Source organism: Sphingobacterium bovistauri (assembly GCF_020295405.1).
In the GTDB taxonomy this organism is placed as follows: Bacteria; Bacteroidota; Bacteroidia; order Sphingobacteriales; family Sphingobacteriaceae; genus Sphingobacterium; species Sphingobacterium bovistauri.
On the sequence record NZ_JADEYP010000044.1, the window covers coordinates 1 to 19,404 of the forward strand.

The following is a 19,404-nucleotide window of genomic DNA, read 5'->3' on the forward strand; positions in this document are numbered from 1 at the left end:
TTTAAATAATTACTATATAAAATTAAATTATTAATATCATATTATGAGCAAACAAAGAATTGATTATAATATTCCGGAAATATATAATTTCGAACAATTAAGTAAACATTTAGGGATTGAATCTTTTCTTTACAAAGATGTTTATTTTGAAAAAATAAACAGTAGAGAAGATTTAATAAATACTTCTTCAAAACCATTTAAACATCATTTCTATGCAATTTCTCTTATAATAGATGGTCAAGGATCATTTAATTCAGGTTTTTGGAAATCAAATACAAAAAAAAATATCGTATATTTTAAAACTCCATATCAAGTAGTTTCTTGGGATTTTGACCCAGATGTAATTAAAAAATACGCGATAGTTTTTACAGAAAAATTTATTGAGGAACATGTAGAACTAGCAAACATAATTTTTGATTTCCCATTTTTACAAATAAATAAAACCATTCCTCTTCAAATAAACGATTCTGAAGTTACTGTTCTTTCAAATATATTTGAGAAAATAGCTATATTATATAATATACAATCTACTGAACAATTTAATTTAATTGCAACTTATGTAAAAATATTATTATTAAACATAAGGCAAATTTATGATAATTCTTTAGCTAATGATAAAGAACTTATTACAACTATAGATGCTGTGCAAACAAGAATTATAAATAGTTTTTTTTCAGAACTAAAATTAGTAATTGATATTTTATCAGAAAAGGATATAAGTATTTCTGTTGCATATTTTGCCCAAAAACTTTGTGTTCACCCTAACCATTTAAGTTCTACTCTCAAAAAGCATACTGGCAAATCAGCACAAGAGCATATACATAAAGCTTTAATTAATGTAGCCAAAACACTGTTGATGCAGACTGATTTGTCAATTAAAGAAATAGCTTTTCGTTTATCATTTAAAGACCCGTCACATTTCAGTAATCTATTTAAGAAAATAGAAAAAACAACACCACTTAAGTTTAAAAAATCAAATTAAATTTAATATTCGCATTTCATTCTTTCATTATTGCAATTATTTGGTCAATTGAGACACTAACTTTGTTTAAAATTGAGACAATATTTTAAACAATTTAAATAGAAAAAAATTATGAACGATACTGTAATAAAAAGAACAGGCACACATGAATATCCGAAAAAAAGAGTTCTTTGTATTGTTTCAAATACGGCAAAATTACACGGATTTGAAGCTGGATTTTTTGCTGAAGAAATGACGAGACCTTTCTTTGATTTTATACAAGCTGGGTATGACGTTGATGTTGCATCTCCACAAGGTGGAGCAGTTAAATTTGACGAACATAGTGACCCTCAAAATCCTAAAGGAATGTATCCAAATGATCTGATAAGCATAGGTTTTGTTAATCATGAAATATTTGGAAAATGGATGCAAAATTCCATTCCAATTAATGAAATCAATGTTTCTGATTATGATGCAGTTAGTGTTGCCGGAGGTGGAGCTCCTTTGTTGACATTCAAAGATGATGCTCAATTACATAAACTAATTGCAGATTTTTATGAAGCTGGAAAGGTTGTTTGTTTGATATGTCATGGAACGTCATTACTATTATGGACTAAATTAAGTGATGGTAAATTGTTAGCTGATGGAAAGACATGGACAGGATTTGCTGATAGTGAGGAAGATATACTTAATAATGCATTCGGGTTTACAGTTAATGAATATACAATAGAAACTGAAGCACGCAAAAACCATAATACAACATTTGAAGTAGCAGGACCATTAGAACCATTTGCAGTTAGAGACGGGAGATTAATAACAGCGCAACAACAGCACAGTAGCTACCTTGCATCTCAATTTGTAATTGAAGCGTTAAATAATAAATAAAAGATTATTTAATTTAAAAAATATTAATTAAGAATTTTCAATTTGGCGGTAATTTATACCGCCATTATATTTTATAAGATGAACAAAATTATAATTTCAGTTTGGATAATAATGGAAGAACATTTAGAAGAAGTTCTAAGACAAGCAAGTATACTTCGTGATTTATCATTGAAAGAAGAAGGTAATATAAATTATCAAGTCTATCAGTCTGAAGAAAATTTCAAAAAGCTAATTTTGATTGAAGAATATATTTCAGAAGATGCGATTAGACAACATATTGAAAGCGAACATTACAAAGAGATTGCAGTAAAGAACATCCACCCATATCTTTTGGAAAGAAAAAATGATTTACAGATAAAATTTTAAATCATCACAACTTGTATAAATGATAAATACTTTAAAAGCGAAGATATTAGTTTACATTTCATCCGCAACAAAAATACCTCATATAGAAGGAAACTCGCATAGTGTTGGAGTCTTTTTAGGTGAACTTGTGGAACCTTTACAAATGTTATATGAGGCAGGTCATCAAATTGATTTTATAAGTCCGAATGGTAACCCTTGTAAAATTGATAATGCTTCTTATAAACTAGTATACTGGGGATTTTCTAGAAAACGTCTAAATGAAGCAAGACGTTTTTTAGAAACTCTTAATAACATTGGTATGTCCAATCCATTAAAAATTTCAGACGTACTAAAAGATAAGGAATTACTTAACTCATATGACATGCTCTTCATCCCAGGAGGACAAGCGCCAATGACAGACGTAGTTCATTCTAATTGGATGGAAAGTAAGAAATATAACTCAGATACTGGACAAATACTTTTACACTTTCATTCAAATAAAAAAATAACTTCTACGATATGTCATGGTGGTGCTGCACTGGCAGCTGCTCCAATAGTTAATGGAAAATGGATTTATAGTGGTTACAATATGACTTGTGTATCTATGCTCGCTGAAAAACTTGCTGAAGACATACCTTTTTTCAATTCTGGGGGTCACATGCCAGATTATCCTGTTTTAATGCTTAAACGTCTGGGCGGAATCGTTAAAAATGTGATGTTGGGTAAAAAACTAGTAATTGAAGATAGAGAACTAATTACTGCACAAGATCCATCGAGTGCCAAAGAATTAGGTAGAATTTTATCAATTAGGATAACTGAATATCTAAAAATTAAAGAATAATTTTTTACAATAATTATAGCAATATATTCATTTCATTGCTGAAATTCACATAAAATCTACATAAAAGAATTTCGAAATTTATATTAATAAATTGCGAGTTATTTTGAAGTAAAAAATTAATATCACAATTAAGAAAAATTGAAGATGCGAAATTTTAAAAAATTTGAGCACAATGTTTAAGCTTTATATATAAATATTTGAAATTTGGTCTTTTGGGATAATCTTAAATAAGTCTTTTGTAAAGTTGTTATCATAGATTCTAAAAAAAATTAATAAATCGATCTATATTTATTAAAAGATTTATAGATTGATTGTATGACGATTCGTAAAATAGAATATCATTTGAGATGTCTCATGTTAGCGGTTAAGTATATTAAACTTTTCAAAAGAACTTGAATTAGCTGATAACTTATTCGGAGAATAAGATTTTTGAATGTTTTTTTAAAACAATAAATGCTAAAATCTGCATCTTAGAAAGTATTAAAGAGAGAGGTCGCAAAATTAAATATCTTCAGAAAACTTCAAGGATTATACCATTTGAAAAAAATGCTTGTTATATATTATATAAAATGCATTATGAGTTGGAAATCAATTACAGAATATAAAAATTATTAACATAAAATGTTTAATTGCAATTATAAAAATTGCATTTCCAATTTATTACTAAAAGCCTATATTGTTATTTTATTGAAATTTGATTACCACCGACTTTACAAGAAATAAATTTAACCAATACATTTGTTAAAAATAAATTTTAATTATGCTTTCGAACGTTTTCAGTTACTGATAAAGCTATAATCTTTAAAGTTAATATAAATGAATTAATTGATTATTACATTAAATTAATCATTCTATGATTAATTTAATGTAATATTATATATTTTAAAACTTGCTATAATAATTTTACTGACGACGCATGAAGATTCTGAACTATGTTGTAATATCAGATGAAGATCTTTATCAACTTGTTTCTTTACAGAATGATGAAGCTGCATTTACAGAATTATACAATAGATATAAAGGGCCGTTATTAGCCCACGCTATTTCAAAGGTTGATCAAATTAATGCTGAAGATATTGTTCATGATTTATTCATAAAGCTTTGGCAAAATAGATCTAATATAAAGATTAAGGAAATTTTTGCATTTTATATTTTCAGAGCCTTGCGCAACAGAATTATAGACAATATGGCACATAGCATTCATATTAACAAATACTTAGATTCTATGAAGGATTATTCTCAACAATATAATTCCAATGCAGATTACAAATTACGAGAAGAATTATTTCTAAATAGTATAGATCAACTTTTAAACCAGTATGGTCCTAATGCAAAGTCAATAGTAAGATTGCGCTTACAAGGTTATAACAATTCAGAAATCGCAGAAAAATTAAATTTGGCGGAGAAAACAGTAAGAAATCAATATTCAATCCTCGTCAAACATTTAAAATCAAAATTGATCCCATTATTAATTTTATTCTTCGAGATTAAATAGTCGACTTTACATTTTCTTAACATATTTTTAATAAAATCGGGACAATACTTCTACACAATCGTCTTATAATTATAATCAGTATCATAGATGTTGATTAGTTAACTAAATTATTTACTTCATAATTAGATAAGATGATAATCAACATTAAATCATTTTTGATCATTGGTGTAATTTGCACCAATCTAATAAGTGTAATAGCACAAGAAATAAATTCGTTTAAAATTAACGGAATACACCCTAATAATGGAGAAAGAGTATATTTAATGTACTATAAATTCGACGGAGGGGATAAAATTATAGATTCAGCCATCGTATCAAACAACAAGTTCACATTTTCTGGAACAACGGATGGACCTAGTTATGGTGGTGTTTTATTTGGTGAATCTTATGATTCAGCAAATAAAAACTGGAAATTAGATTCCAATATTTGGTTTAATATATTTAAAGGTAATAATAACCTAAACTTTGAGGGAGAAATCCCTGAAAATTTAGGTGGAAGTGTTGGTTTTGAGTCGGAAAGAAGTTACAGAAAACAGCTTTCCGAAAGAAGAGATCTGTTTAAAAGTGATGCCTTTAGATCTGAGCAAGCCATCTTAGTAGAAAAGCTAGAAGAATTAAATACTATTGATCCAAAATTACACGCTGCATATTTAGAACATGGAAAAAAGCAATCAGGAGATCTTTTCATTCACAGCAACGCTTCAGCAGCATCAACTCAAAAATTAAAAGTCATCCAGCAGTTGCATACTGATTTATTAAAAAAGTATGGACGCATAGAAAACTTACAATATCGTGGCAAGTATGACTTTGTAAGTCATCACCCAAACGATGAATACAGCTTGTATCTTGTCAAAGAGTATATAAATAGTAGTTCTGATTACAACTCATCTATTTCCTTATATGAATTACTTAGTGCTCAGCTAAAAAGCACAACAGTTGGAACGAAATTAGCACATGCAATAAACACCTTTAAGCTGCAACCAGGAGCTATAGCGCCGATTTTTGCTCAACAAGACACGAGCGGAAAAAATGTAGAACTAGCTATGTTCAAAGGAAAATATGTGTTAATTGATTTTTGGGCTTCTTGGTGTGTGCCATGTAGAAAGGAGAACCCATATCTAGTTACTGCTTATGAAAAGTTTAGGAATAAAAATTTTGAAATATTAGGCATATCCCTTGATGACAAGAAATCAAATTGGATGATTGCAATAAAGCAAGATAATTTACAGTGGTATAATGTTTCCGACCTAAAAGGCTGGAAAAATGATGTTGCCACACTGTATGGAGTTAAAGCTGTTCCAACTAATTATCTCATTGACCCAACTGGAAAAATTGTCGCAAAGAATCTTCGTGGAGAGCAGCTTGAGAAGATATTATCTGAAATACTAGATAAATAGAAAATAGTGAAATATGAATATAGATAAAGATATATTAAAGCGATATACCAAAGGTCATTTAAGTGACGAAGAAAAGGCTTTTGTAGAACAATGGTACCAGCAGTATAGTCGAACATCAACTGTCAATGATGTGGATTTAGATCATATTGTGCATTCACTAGACAATAAATTAGGTATTAAACAAGATAAGCCTAAATCGATATTCTGGTATATGGCAAGTGCTGTGGCTGCTGCCCTTTGCGTATTTGGGTTTATATTTTTTCAAGAAAGATTTAGTTCAGATGAAAAAAAAGACAAACTTATTTATGCGCCCCAACAAGCAAATGCCTATGTTATCTTGAAGGATAATGAAGAATTTTATCTCGATAATCTGGATGTCGATGATACACTTAAATCAAAGGATTTTTATATTACACGATTGCCTGACGGAAGTATAAAATACCTACACTCAAATAATATTCTATCCTCTGTTCAGTACAATACTTTGATTACAAAAAATGGCGGAACAGCTAGCCTCACTCTCTCAGATGGTAGTAAAGTATGGATTAATGCCAATTCAAAATTAACCTATCCAATTGTTTTTAATGATGTCATTAGAGAGGTGGAATTAGAAGGTGAAGGTTATTTTGAAATTGAAAAGCAACATATCGATGGTAAAAATAGTCCATTTTTTGTTAGAGCGAAGAATAGGACAATACAGGTATTAGGTACTAAATTTAATTTAGATTATTACAATAAGGACGCAGAGGTTGCTTTGATAGAAGGACATATTAATGTAGCAAAAAATGGTTCAATTTTAGAAGATAAAAATCCACTCTATTTTGGGATTTCAATGTCTCCAAATCAACTATTGAAAGGTGAAGTTTTGACTTCAGATACTAATATTGAAAGACATATAGACTGGAAGGAAGGATTCTTCAATTTGAATGGTGTTGGATTAGGTATTCTCGCAAGAGAATTATCAATCTGGTATGGAGTTACAATTAAAGTGGAAGAATCTCTTCATAATTATGAAATATTTGGCCGTATAAAACGCAACAAGAGCTTAAATGAAGTATTAGACTTAATTAAAGCCGCAACCCCTATAAACTATAAAATTTCTGAAAATTCCATTAATATAACTAGAGTAATTAACTAACCATTTATGAAAATCCAATATAATAGCAATCTCGAGAATAACTCGAGCGGAAGTTGGTGCTTCCGAAAGAAGAAAAAACGATTGTTACTCTTATTAGTAACTGTTTACTTTTTAAATATTTTTAATGCTCTAGCAGCTCAAACCATTACTCTGAATGAACAAAGAACCTCATTACGTACAGTTCTTGAAAAAATTATTAAGCAAAGTGGCTTTGATCTTATCGGCGATGTGAGTGCATTAAAAAATAGTGCACCAATTACAATAAATGTTAAAAATGAAACATTAAGTAATGTGCTAAAAATGATTTCTAGCAATCAATCTATTACGCTAGAATTAGTTAATAATACGATTTTAGTGTCCTATAAAAAACGTAAAACTAGCGGTGAAAAATCTTTAATTTCAGAATCTATTGGGCAAAAAGAATACGTATTAACAGGAAAAATTGTAGATATTGAAGGAAAGGCTATCTCTGGCGCTAGTGTCAAAGTTGTTAAATCAGGATTGATAACTTCTAGTAATACATTTGGTAATTTTACTATTAATGTATTACCAAGCGATCAGCTACAAATTACACTTGTTGGTCATGAAAGACGTATTGTAGATATTGATAGCAAAATTCAATTACATATAGTTCTTAAAGAAGCTTCCTCAACAATTGAAGAAGTTGTTGCTACCGGTTACACTCGTATTAATAAGGAAGCATTTACAGGTGCTGCCAAAACAATCACACGACAAGAAATAGAAAAATTCAATAACAATAACATTTTCTCCATACTACAAGCCTTAGACCCAGCTTTTAAGATTAGTGATAACAATGAGTTAGGTTCTAATCCCAATGCATTGCCAGAAATAAATATCCGTGGTGTTGCAAGTGTTGGGGCATATGCGGTCAATGCTCCTTTGGTCATATTGGATGGTTTTGAAGTGGCACTTACCACGCTTTACGATATGGACATTAATAGAATTGAAAGTATCGCTATTCTTAAAGATGCGAGCTCTACAAGTTTGTATGGATCTAGAGGAAGTAATGGAGTTATCGTAATAGAAACACGTATGCCAAAAGATGGAAAATTTACGGTTACCTATGATGCAAAACCTTCAATTACTAAAGCCGATCTTTCAGACTATAATATGATGAACGCTAAGGAAAAGCTAGAATATGAAAAATTAGCTGGTATTTATGATGTAACGGATTTTAACTCAGCAGATGCTTGGGATCAGATGACACAAGAGATGTATGATAATCTTTATGCTCAGCGTCAAAACGCAATAGCATCAGGCGTAGATACATATTGGCTAAGTCAACCCATCAAATCTACAATTTCTGTAAATCACAGTATACGTATGGAAGGTGGGGCTAACGATGTAAGGTATAGTATTGAAGGAAATTATAATGACTTCAAGGGAATTATGAAAGAATCTGGCAGAACTCGAGGTGGAGCAGGATTTAATTTAATATATCGAATTCCTAATAAAATAACTTTCAACAATAGGGCTACATATCAATATACTAAAGCTTATGAGAGCCCATATGGATCCTTTCAGAGATATGTACAAATGAACCCATACGAACGCATTCATGATGACAATGGAAATTTAAATGTTAGGTATGCAGAACTTGGGCCTTTTTATACATTTGGTCCAACTACTTACAATCCACTATATGATGCTACTTTAGGTTTTAGAGATGATAGCCGTACGCATTTTATATCAAATAATATGTCTATAGATTGGATGATATCACAATCATTTCGAGTAAAAATACGCGGTGTATTGTCAAGAAGTATCAATGATAAAGACAAATATACTTCTCCATATCATTCGAGCTTTTTCGGTATTACAGATCAATCTAGGAAAGGGCAATATCAAATTACCAATGGTAATGAAACACAGTTTAATTCGAATTTAACATTAGAATATAATAAAAACATCAATAAGCATCAGATATTCAGTAGTTTAATTGGAGAGATTCGTGCGGATGATCTAAACAATAAAAGCTACTTTGTAACTGGATTTAACGATGATCGTTTCATTTCACCATCCTTGGCATTACAATATGCTGCTAATTCAGTCCCATTGACAGAATCTAATCCTATTCGATCAGTAAGTTTATTGGGATCAATCAACTATAGTTATGATAATAGATATAATTTGAGTGGAACACTGACATCTGATGGATCATCATTGTTTGGCCAAGAAAACAGATTTGGTACATTTTGGAGTTTGGGCGCATCATACAATTTGCATAACGAAAAATGGTTTGAAAATAAATATGTCAACAGATTTCGGGTTTTTGGAAATGTAGGAACAAATGGTTCTCAAAATTTTAATGGTGATATGTTAAATACCGCTTATAGATTTTTATCGGGCAGTTACTATTATAATCAATACAGTTCAATATATGTAAATCAAGGAAATCCAAATGTGCGTTGGCCAGTAGTTGAGCAAATCAGCGTTGGAACATCTTTAGGTTTATTTAGAGATTTGATAGGCTTAGATTTCAATTATTATGAAAAAACAACAAATAATATGATCTCTGATATTACTGTCGCTCCATCATTTGGTTTTGCAGGAAACAGTTTTGTGCAAAATCTAGGGAAAGTCAGTAACACAGGTTTTGAAATAAATACCAATTTCAGACTTTATCAAAATTTAGTAAACGAATTTAGTTGGTATGTAGCTATAGGTGCAGTTCAAAACAAAAGTATATTGTTAGAAATATCTAATGAATTAAGACAATATAACGAATCCTTGATTGTTAGAGATGCTAGTGGGAACATCAGAACTCCAAGTACCTATTATGAAGAGGGAGTTTCATTAAATACGATAAGAGGTGTACGCTCATTAGGTATTGACCCGGCTAACGGAAGAGAGCTATTCCGTGATAGAGATGGAAACGTTACCTATGTATGGAATGCATTAGACCAAGAAAGGATTGGTGATGGTGAAGCAAAGCTATTCGGTAATATAAGTTCAACTATTAACTATAAAAGACTTTCTGTTCAGTTAATAGGGAATTATTCTTTGGGACAGGATATATATAATGAAACATTAGTAAATAAGGTGGAAAACAATTCTCCATTTGAAAATGCTGATAAGCGCGTTCTTGAAGATAGATGGAAAACACCTGGCGATCTGACTAAATATAAATCAATTTCAGATCAGTCGCCAACACAAGTATCTAGTCGTTTCGTACAAAGTGAAAAGCGTCTAGTACTAACGACAATAAATGTCAACTATGATTTCTCAAAAAGCATTATTTCAAGATATAATTTAGAAAGATTGCGCTTTAATTTTTCTACAAATGATGCATTAAGACTGAGTAATATTAGAATGGAAAGAGGAATAGATTATCCATTTGCAAGAACATATAACTTTGGTGTATTGGTTCAATTTTAAGATATGAAAAAGATAGTATTACTAATAACAATAGCAGCTTTTTTCGTCAGCTGTGAAAAATTTCTAGACGTCACCCCTAAAGATAAAGCCTATCAAAAAGATTTATTAAATGATATTTCAGGATTTCAAATGGGATTAGCTGCTGTATATAATAGCATGAATACAACGTCTCTGTATGGTCGTGATTTAAAGTTTGGTTTTATGGAAACTTTAGTAGGTACATATAATGCTCCAAACAGTGCGCACTCATACTATAGGGCATTTAGACACGAATATAGCCTTATATTATCCCCAATAAATGGTATTTGGACTTCACTGTATGGGGTTATAAACCAAGTCAATATTATGCTTCAGGATGTTGATAAACTTCCTAACAGTTTAAACAAAGATCTTATCATTGGAGAATTGTATGGTATAAGAGCATTCTGTCATTTTGAATTATTAAAGCTATTTGGTCCAGTCATTAAAGAACAAGGATTAGATGTTTCATCTATTCCATATCGTGATGCCCTAATATTTACAAGTAGTAAATTCAATACAGCAGCTGAAGTTATTTCAAAATTAAATAAAGATCTCACTGCTGCTAGGCTAGCATTTCAAGAGGACCCTATTCGAACTTCAAGTAGAGTCTCAAATGGCAATTCGCTAACGTATGAAAAGTATAATAGTTTGGTAGACCGTCGAGGTAATAGAATGAATTACTATGCTGTCGTAGCTTTGCAGGCTCAGGTTTCACAATGGGAAGGTAATCTGCAAAAGGCAGCTGAATTTGCGGAAGAAGTAATCACAGAAGTCTCTAGCAATAATGTCATTCGCTTTACGACAGTTGCCGAATTGAGCAGTACGTATAATAAAAGAATGCCGAATGAAAATATATTTGCACTAATCAACCAAAGTTTTCGAACAAATGCGCTGAGTATCTTTTCAGCAATAGGTGATACTCGCGCGACCTCTACTTCACCGTTGCTTTTTCCGAATTATACTTGGCTCGGAACTAATTTATATAATAATTCTGCTCATGGCTCAGTGAGTGATTTTAGATATAAAGCTGGTAATTGGTTTCAAAGTGACCCAGCGATTTCGGTTACACCATTTAAAGTGGTGAAGTATCATTTTGCAGAATCAGAGTCTGTATCTAACATCAATTCTGTTGTCCTGTTTGAGACTAAATTAATATCATTACATGATATTTATATGATTGCTGCCGAATATTACGCATCATCCAATCCAGTTAAAGCTATAACATACTTAAACACGGTTCGCTCAGCAAGAGATATCATTACACCTTTTACATACAATACTTCTATGGACGAAGTAACAATCAAAAATTTCATTTTTGATGAGCTGCGTAAAGAAAATATTGGAGAAGGGAAATTATTCACAGAATACAAAAGACTTTTTAGGGCAATTGATCGTGCTACTGCTGTACAACCAACCCTTGCTCGATTTACTTTCCCTATACCAATTAATGAACAGACATATAATCCACAATAAGAAAATTATGAAAGAAACAACATCATTTATTTGTCTTATAGCCTTGTTGATTTTTGGCTGTAGTCAAAATGCAGATATATTAGATTATAACAGAGAATCATCATATGTATACTTTGCGTATCCAAATCCAGATACACGAGCAGTTCAAAAATATACAGATAGTATATTTTACAGCTTTGCATTAGATGAAGCAATAGGTATTAATGAAAAAACATTAAAAATTCCTATAGCCATAACTGGGCAATCTTCGGCACATGATAGAAAATATACTATTCAAATATCTGATAAATCAGACTTTGATTCAAATTTAGTCACTATTTCTGAGCCTATAATTCAAAAGGGATTATTTGTTGATACCCTATACATTAATATAAAAAGAGGGCAAGAGCTTTCTAGCAAAAAAATGAATATAATATTAGATATTGCCGATAATGAAAATTTTAAGATTGGTAATGCATTTAATAAAACATTAAAAATTGCTTTTTCTGATATTCTTATTCAGCCGAGCTGGTGGAATACTTGGAGTACTTATTTTGGAGATTATCAAAAAGAAAAATATCAAAAGTGGATTGAGTTATACCCACTAGGAGCTGACCCTTCTCCAGAATATTTTAACAATATCCCTGGCCCCTATTACTATTGGAATCGTATGCCATCATTTGTATCTACAGGTATCTTCACAATTACCATTATGTATATCGAGAAATTGAAAAAGTACTTTGATGAGAATGTAGTTTATCCTAATGGTGACACTACTCAACCAAGAATATTATTACCCTAATGATTATGAAAAAGATAATAAATATAGCATTTAGCAGTATAATCATCCTTTTAGCTGCCTGTTCAAAGGATTTAGGTAACTATGATTATACAAAAATAAACGATTTGCAAATTACTGATGGAGTACTTCCCGGAGACCACAATACAAATAGAATTTATAATGTATCTTTCGGTGATGTATTAAATGTATCACCGACTATAGAAGGTTCAATCAGCGGTAATGATTTATCTCAAGTAGAGTTCTTATGGACAATTGATGACAAAGTGGTGTCTAAAACTAAAGACCTGCTATACACTGCAAATGATAAGTATGGTAAACTTAACGGAGTATTGAAGATTACAGACAAGTCAACATCCATAGTTAAGACATATGCTTTCTTCGTTGAAGTCATGAATGGATTTAAAGCAGGGTATTATTTTCTTACCGAAAACAATAATAATGATGCTTCTATGCACTGTATTCCAACATCTTCTCCAGACTTCGGTTTGAAACAAATAAATATTCCTAGAATAGGAGATTTTGGAAAAAATCCTTTCTATTTAGGTGGATATCTTCGTTATGGGAATTCATCTTCAGACTACTGGAATATTATATTCTTGGGGGTAAAGGATGCTAAATATCCTGTTTCAGTAATTGAGTCTAAAGAATTTTTTCCATTTAGATTATATGATAATACATCATATCTGGGCGAAGGTACATTAGACTTTAACCCTAAGCAAATGTGGCACGATCCAGGTACTTCCAATGATGTAATGCATGGTGTAATTAATGGAAAGCTACATGTCTTTTCTCGAGGTGCGGCTTCAGAAGCGAAGTTTACAAAAGACCCAGACAATTACAACATTGGGCCAAATGGTTTATTTAAAATGCATAATTCGTCTACATTAGAACAATTCATCGCGTTTTTTGATGATGCAAATAGAAGAATTAGATTGATCTCTGCTGGTTCAAACGTACCGTTTAATTTTAATGTTGAACACAACGTACCGCAAGCATCTGAACTATTTACTGGACACGATTTTCTATTTGGCACTTACTACAATAACTCGCCAAACATAGTTTATACTTTTATAACTAAAAAAGATAATCAACTTAATCTATTCGAAGGAACTATTAATGCAACTACTAGGTTGCCCGGAGCTTTAGTTAAAATTGGTACTGCAGATATTCCAGAAAATAATCCTGTATCACGTATATCATTTAATAGTAGTCAACTAAGTTATTATGTTGGGATTGGTAAAACATTGTATAGATTTCAAAATAAGGCTATCGATAATGTAATAAACTTGGAGGAATACATCAAATTACCATCGGATGCTCCTGGAAATATTTCAGATTTTATATTCGGTAATGTAAGTATAGGAATCAGAGCAACAAATTATAATTCGTTAGTAATTACCACAACGGATATGAGTTTTAGTTCAGATAATAAATCATCAATATATATTTATAATACACAGAATCTCACGCTTTCAAATGCACAAAAACATGTATTGGGATCAGTTAAAGGAATATATGTAGGGTTATAATTTTTATTTACATTAAACAATCAATTCGTTAAAAATTCCTACTATTTAAATATATAACTTTAAACAAGCATTTTTAAAAAGTTCTCATTACAAAATGCACTATCTTCATTGATGGTGCATTTTATTTTATAATTCCTTAGGTAGATATCTACATTAATCAATCCAATAAAAAAAAATGTTTCATTGAGACCTATCTTTAAATAAAATAACTTTAATCAATAAATCATATAGCACCTCACAAGGTATTCTACTTATCTGGGAAACTTATTAACTTAAATAATATATGAACAGTTCAGACTATAGTAGCATGTTATAAAATATTAATTACTAAATGGTTTAATAATATTGGACTCCAAATTAATCCTTCAAATCTTTAAAAAATTTTTTAATTTGTGCTAGTTGATGGTAATTAAATTTGATATAAAAATAATTATATCATTTAAAGTTTTTAAATGATTATGTTAATTACACTTTACGCGATGGATATATATATATTTCCCTTAATACAATAAATTTATCATAATAAAATTCAAACTTTAATGTAAAATTTATTTTTTATATATTTATTGTTTTAAACAGATCAAAAAGTTCTTTGAATAGAAGGTTCATCAGGTTGAATATATTAATGGCAGAATCATGGCACAAAAAACAACAAATACATATACTTCTCATTTTAAATATTTTATAAAAACAGTTCGAATCCCGCCCTCTCCGCCAAGACTTTTAAAAGCTCAATTTAGGTTGGGCTTTTTTTATTTAACACGATTAATATTCGCTTAATCAGCCGTAAACACTGTTTCCCTCATCTTTCTTTAAATTTCCCTGGTGTGCATAACACAAATAAATCGTTATTTCACCTTAAAACCATTAAAATCGACCATTTTGTCACACTTTAGTGAAAAAACACTCAATTATTTGAGTTTCATTTTATCCCCATATACACCCCAACTTTTTATGTAACCTCTCCTATTCGCTCGTCGTACTGCGAGTTAAGCGCAAGGACGTTTAAGAGAAATGCGTAGCAATATAAAAGTTGTCTTGTAAATACATGATAACTTTTATATCTTGGTTTAGCGAAATTATTCCCCTATAATGATGAGTGGAATGCCTTATAACCTCTTCAATTTTAGAGTTTTCTATCGCAAGTCTCATAAGTCATTTTTTTACGTGAACAAGAAAGTTAAACTATCTTTACAGTAAAAAACTATAACTTAAAACAACTTGTTAACAATAAGTTGCGAAGTAATATTTAAGTATCAAGAAAATTTAATATATTTCTTATATTGTTGAGTTTTAAGAAAGTGTTCTAAAAACTCTCTAAAAACCAAAAAATATGAGAAAAATAATCTTCACTTTAGTTTTCGTGTTGTTTTCTACAATTACTTTTGCTCAAAAATCAAATAGCCAACAATTGAATCTTGATTTTGAAGATAATATTAATGGGTATCCTGATAAATGGGGGAATTTCGGAAGTAATGATTATAAAATCTACATAGATTCTACAAATGCAAAAAGCGGAAAATTTTCGGCAGTAATAGAAAACGGAACTGGGAAATCAGCTTATAAAGCTTTAGCTATTAATCTACCTCATAATTACAAAGGAAAGTCAATCCAAGTAAAAGGATTTATTAAAACCGAAAATATTACTGATGGTTATGCTGGATTGTGGATGCGTATCGACCCAGAGCTTGGATTTGACAATATGAATAGCCGAGGAATTACAGGAACTACAGATTGGAAAGAATATGAAATAACTTTACCTCTTATACCCGAAAAAACAAAGCAAATAGTTGTAGGTGGATTATTGGTTGGTAAAGGAAAAATGTGGTTAGACAATTTGCAAATTTCAATAGATGGAAAAGATTTAGATAACACCAATCTTGAAATCTATACCAAAGTATTATTACCTGCTGAAAATGATAAAGAATTTGATAAAGGATCAAATATCACCTTGACGAAATTAACTGATAACACTATAAATAATTTAGAATTGTTAGGTAAAATTTGGGGATTTTTAAAGTATCATCATCCTGAAATAGCAAAAGGAAATTATAATTGGGATTATGAACTATTTAGAGTTTTGCCTGATTACGTAAAAGTAAAAAATATCCAAGAAAGAGATGATATCCTTACAACCTGGATTGAAAAATATGGAAAATTACCTATTTGCAAAGAATGTAAACGGACACCAAATAATGCTGTTTTAAAACCTGATCTATCGTGGATTAAAAGTTCAAATCTATCGCTAAACCTAAAAACTGTATTACAAGAAATCTATAATAACAGAAATCGAGGAGATAATTATTACATAAAACTATTTCCAAATGTAGGAAATCCTGATTTTACAAACGAAAAGCCATATTCAGAGATGTCATATCCTGATGAAGGTTTTAGATTATTGTCTGTATATAGATTTTGGAATATGATTGAATATTTTTTTCCGAACAAGCATTTGACAGATAAAAAATGGGATAGCATATTAAAAGAATATATTCCTAAATGCATAAATGCTAAGACCGAATTGGATTATGAACTTGTCACTATTCAAATTATTGGAGAAATAAACGATACACATGCAAATTTATGGGGAGGTGGAGACAAATTAGCGGAATTGCGAGGGAATAATTATGCACCTTTTAAAGCTGAATTTATTGAAAAAAAACTTACAGTAACAGATTACTTTAATCTCGAATTTTCTGAAAATGCGAAATTAAAAGTTGGTGACATTATAACTCATATTAACAAAAAAACAATTAAATCCATCGTAGATAGCTTGAAAGTATTTTATCCCTCATCAAATGAATCTGCTATGTTACGAGATATTTCAGCTGACTTATTGCGCTCCACAATCAATACAATTAACCTGAGTTATATTTCTGGAAATAAAAGTGAACAAAATGATGTGCCTTTATTTGACAGAAAACAATTAAATATGTATCAATGGTACAAAATAAATAAAGAAGAAAAGTGTTTTAAAATTTTAGATGGGAATATTGGTTACATCACTTTGGCAACCATTAAAGATGAAGACATTCCCGAAATAAAAAGATCACTTAATAATACCAAAGGTATTATTATTGACATCAGAAATTATCCATCAACCTTTGTTCCCTTTAAATTAGGATCATACTTTTTTTCTGAATCAACTCCATTCGTAAAATTTTCAAACGGTAATCCCACGAATCCAGGAGAATTTACATTTACCGAATCTCTTAAAATTCCTCATGAGGAAAACTATTATAAAGGAAAGTTAGTCATACTTGTCAATGAAAAGTCACAAAGTCAAGCAGAGTATACGGCTATGGCATTTAGGGCAGTGAAAAATTCTAAAGTAATAGGAAGTACAACAGCAGGTGCTGACGGGAACGTTTCTACAATATATCTTCCAGGAGGTTTAAGAACAATGATTTCCAGAATTGGAGTTTATTATCCGGACGGAACAGATACACAGCGTGTGGGAATAATACCAGATATCATTGTAAAACCAACAATCGAGGGAATTAAAAAGGGTAAGGACGAAGTTTTAGACAAAGCAATAGAATTTATAAATCAATAGAATAATACAAATCTATAATATTAAAGTAGTGTGATGGAGAAAAATAAATTCTTGTAAGACTCGCAACTATTTTTAAGCAATTTCTTTTAAAACAACATCAAAGAGCTCGTTTATGGCAAAATAAACGAAGTCTATTGTATTAAATATCCCCTTACCCCCCCTTCAACACCAACAATTAAGTGTTTATAAACTTCAATATCAAGCACTTACCACACTTCAATAGTCTTATATTGATTATTTAGTTTTAATTTGCCTGATGGATTATTATGAACTAGGCTAATCTTAGACGCAGAGCTTTTGAGAGCTATGAAAAAATGACTTTAATACTCACAGGTACAAAATCTTTCTCTCCCCTAGCTAAATCTATAATGCATAAAACTTTGTTAGCATTGTTGTGTAGGATTACGTTATACTCTGCTAAAAAGTCATCAAAGTTTTACCTAAACTTGAATTAAAACTTGATAAGCTGATCAATCACGTCAGGATTGACTACAGACATATATTTGTATATAAAGAATAATGCCGACAATGCGAGTAAAAAAACAATACACGCTAATAACTGAACTGTAGAAATGTTTGCTCTCATAGTATCAAGTATTAATTTGCTGCAAAAATAGATTTCAGATATCAATTGAAAATGAAAATCTAATTATTTAAAAAGTTTTTGTAGTAGAAATTCCACTAAATAAAAAGCAAGATTAAATTATTAACTTTTAATTACTAAAAACAACATTTCCGGACATTTTCTAAAATGAATTTCAGCAGATGTGATTCATTACTTACTGAGCGAATATTATCGAAGTTAGTAATCGATATTCGATTAGATAGCGACAAGAGCGCTGTTTCACCTAAATATATACTCCAAATTAGTCCATATATAGCCTAATGGAGACCTATTTTTAATAGTCATTTCAGTGTTTTATAAAAAATAATTCTCAGTTTTTGAACAGGTTATAAAATTATAAACAAATTTAACTGTCCAAAATTTGCAGATTAAAGTAAAATACCTACCTTTGCATCACTTCAAACAACGAAGGATAATTCGAAAAGAATTAGGATTCCGTAGCTCAGCTGGTAGAGCAATACACTTTTAATGTATGGGTCCTGGGTTCGAATCCCAGCGGGATCACAAAAATAAAGAAAAAGCCTTGTAACACAAATAGTTACAAGGCTTTTCTCATTTCCAATGTCAATTACAAACTTGATCTCTTTTTATTTTATTCTATTTTTTTATTGATGGATGAGTTTGCTTTAAATAGAATAAGAAACGGATCAAGCTGAATCCTTGGGGGGATAATCATTTTTAAGCATACAATTTCATCACTCTGTATAGGAAAAAGGTAGTATCTCTTACACCTCGAAACATACTCCTGAATGCCTTAAGCTTTGCATTGAAGGATTCTGCGGACGCGTTTGTACTTCTATTGTCGAAGTAATGTAGAATTTGAGGATGGTGAGCAGCAATTGATTTTGCTACACTCTCAAATGAAGCAATTCCCGCATTTTCTACTTGATTGTGCCACAGTCCTAACTTTGTAAAAGCAACTTTTTTATCCTTACATTTATTGAAGATGTCACCTAAG

14 protein-coding genes and 1 tRNA gene are annotated in these 19,404 nt (G+C 30.6%); 13 read left to right on the forward strand and 2 right to left on the reverse strand.

Annotated features, from left to right (window positions below):
• The first annotated feature begins 43 nt into the window (after positions 1 to 43).
• The 12 genes from IPZ78_RS16520 (at position 44) to IPZ78_RS16575 (ending at position 17,821) form a co-directional block, all read left to right on the forward strand.
• On the forward strand, positions 44 to 982 hold the full coding sequence (locus tag IPZ78_RS16520) for a helix-turn-helix domain-containing protein (RefSeq protein WP_225555091.1): 939 nt from the start codon (positions 44 to 46) through the stop codon (positions 980 to 982).
• Between the two features lie 111 nt (positions 983 to 1,093).
• A complete protein-coding gene (locus tag IPZ78_RS16525; RefSeq protein ID WP_225555092.1) occupies positions 1,094 to 1,846 on the forward strand; it encodes a type 1 glutamine amidotransferase domain-containing protein in 753 nt (250 codons plus the stop codon).
• A gap of 111 nt (positions 1,847 to 1,957) precedes the next feature.
• A complete protein-coding gene (locus IPZ78_RS16530) occupies positions 1,958 to 2,212 on the forward strand; it encodes a putative quinol monooxygenase (protein WP_225555093.1) in 255 nt (84 codons plus the stop codon).
• Positions 2,213 to 2,231: 19 nt separating this feature from the next.
• Entirely contained in the window at positions 2,232 to 3,032 is an 801-nt protein-coding gene (locus tag IPZ78_RS16535; RefSeq protein ID WP_225555094.1) for a type 1 glutamine amidotransferase domain-containing protein, read from the forward strand.
• Positions 3,033 to 3,948: 916 nt separating this feature from the next.
• Entirely contained in the window at positions 3,949 to 4,527 is a 579-nt protein-coding gene (locus IPZ78_RS16540; RefSeq protein ID WP_225555095.1) for an RNA polymerase sigma factor, read from the forward strand.
• Between the two features lie 131 nt (positions 4,528 to 4,658).
• Positions 4,659 to 5,924 carry a TlpA disulfide reductase family protein gene (locus IPZ78_RS16545; protein ID WP_225555096.1) on the forward strand — a complete coding sequence of 422 codons (1,266 nt, stop codon included), beginning with the start codon at positions 4,659 to 4,661 and terminating at the stop codon, positions 5,922 to 5,924.
• 13 nt (positions 5,925 to 5,937) lie between these two features.
• Entirely contained in the window at positions 5,938 to 7,062 is a 1,125-nt protein-coding gene (locus tag IPZ78_RS16550; RefSeq protein ID WP_225555097.1) for a FecR family protein, read from the forward strand.
• A 6-nt stretch (positions 7,063 to 7,068) separates the two neighbouring features.
• Positions 7,069 to 10,461 carry a SusC/RagA family TonB-linked outer membrane protein gene (locus tag IPZ78_RS16555; protein ID WP_225555098.1) on the forward strand — a complete coding sequence of 1,131 codons (3,393 nt, stop codon included), beginning with the start codon at positions 7,069 to 7,071 and terminating at the stop codon, positions 10,459 to 10,461.
• 3 nt (positions 10,462 to 10,464) lie between these two features.
• Positions 10,465 to 11,955: a RagB/SusD family nutrient uptake outer membrane protein gene (locus tag IPZ78_RS16560; RefSeq protein ID WP_225555099.1), complete on the forward strand. Its 1,491-nt coding sequence runs from the start codon at positions 10,465 to 10,467 to the stop codon at positions 11,953 to 11,955.
• A gap of 7 nt (positions 11,956 to 11,962) precedes the next feature.
• Entirely contained in the window at positions 11,963 to 12,736 is a 774-nt protein-coding gene (locus tag IPZ78_RS16565; protein ID WP_225555100.1) for a DUF4843 domain-containing protein, read from the forward strand.
• Positions 12,737 to 12,741: 5 nt separating this feature from the next.
• Positions 12,742 to 14,265 (forward strand): PKD-like family lipoprotein, encoded by a 1,524-nt coding sequence (locus IPZ78_RS16570; RefSeq protein WP_225555101.1) that lies wholly within the window; start codon positions 12,742 to 12,744, stop codon positions 14,263 to 14,265.
• Positions 14,266 to 15,598: 1,333 nt separating this feature from the next.
• Entirely contained in the window at positions 15,599 to 17,821 is a 2,223-nt protein-coding gene (locus IPZ78_RS16575) for a S41 family peptidase (protein ID WP_225555102.1), read from the forward strand.
• Between the two features lie 451 nt (positions 17,822 to 18,272).
• Here IPZ78_RS16575 and IPZ78_RS17280 read toward each other — a convergent pair whose 3' ends face one another.
• Entirely contained in the window at positions 18,273 to 18,407 is a 135-nt protein-coding gene (locus IPZ78_RS17280) for a hypothetical protein (RefSeq protein WP_262903889.1), read from the reverse strand.
• Between the two features lie 470 nt (positions 18,408 to 18,877).
• Here IPZ78_RS17280 and IPZ78_RS16580 point away from each other — a divergent pair.
• Positions 18,878 to 18,950 (forward strand) — tRNA-Lys (locus IPZ78_RS16580).
• A gap of 174 nt (positions 18,951 to 19,124) precedes the next feature.
• On the opposite strand, the gene IPZ78_RS16585 is transcribed toward IPZ78_RS16580, so the two are convergent.
• Positions 19,125 to 19,404, reverse strand: a 280-nt coding sequence (locus tag IPZ78_RS16585) for a transposase (RefSeq protein WP_225553275.1), incomplete at its 5' end; no start/stop codon positions are given.

Coding starts and splice junctions, on each gene's coding strand:
- IPZ78_RS16520 (WP_225555091.1), top strand. CDS start 44: ATGAGCAAACAAAGAATTGATTATAATATTCCGGAAATATATAATTTC.
- IPZ78_RS16525 (WP_225555092.1), top strand. CDS start 1,094: ATGAACGATACTGTAATAAAAAGAACAGGCACACATGAATATCCGAAA.
- IPZ78_RS16530 (WP_225555093.1), top strand. CDS start 1,958: ATGGAAGAACATTTAGAAGAAGTTCTAAGACAAGCAAGTATACTTCGT.
- IPZ78_RS16535 (WP_225555094.1), top strand. CDS start 2,232: ATGATAAATACTTTAAAAGCGAAGATATTAGTTTACATTTCATCCGCA.
- IPZ78_RS16540 (WP_225555095.1), top strand. CDS start 3,949: ATGAAGATTCTGAACTATGTTGTAATATCAGATGAAGATCTTTATCAA.
- IPZ78_RS16545 (WP_225555096.1), top strand. CDS start 4,659: ATGATAATCAACATTAAATCATTTTTGATCATTGGTGTAATTTGCACC.
- IPZ78_RS16550 (WP_225555097.1), top strand. CDS start 5,938: ATGAATATAGATAAAGATATATTAAAGCGATATACCAAAGGTCATTTA.
- IPZ78_RS16555 (WP_225555098.1), top strand. CDS start 7,069: ATGAAAATCCAATATAATAGCAATCTCGAGAATAACTCGAGCGGAAGT.
- IPZ78_RS16560 (WP_225555099.1), top strand. CDS start 10,465: ATGAAAAAGATAGTATTACTAATAACAATAGCAGCTTTTTTCGTCAGC.
- IPZ78_RS16565 (WP_225555100.1), top strand. CDS start 11,963: ATGAAAGAAACAACATCATTTATTTGTCTTATAGCCTTGTTGATTTTT.
- IPZ78_RS16570 (WP_225555101.1), top strand. CDS start 12,742: ATGAAAAAGATAATAAATATAGCATTTAGCAGTATAATCATCCTTTTA.
- IPZ78_RS16575 (WP_225555102.1), top strand. CDS start 15,599: ATGAGAAAAATAATCTTCACTTTAGTTTTCGTGTTGTTTTCTACAATT.
- IPZ78_RS17280 (WP_262903889.1), bottom strand. CDS start 18,407: ATGAGAGCAAACATTTCTACAGTTCAGTTATTAGCGTGTATTGTTTTT.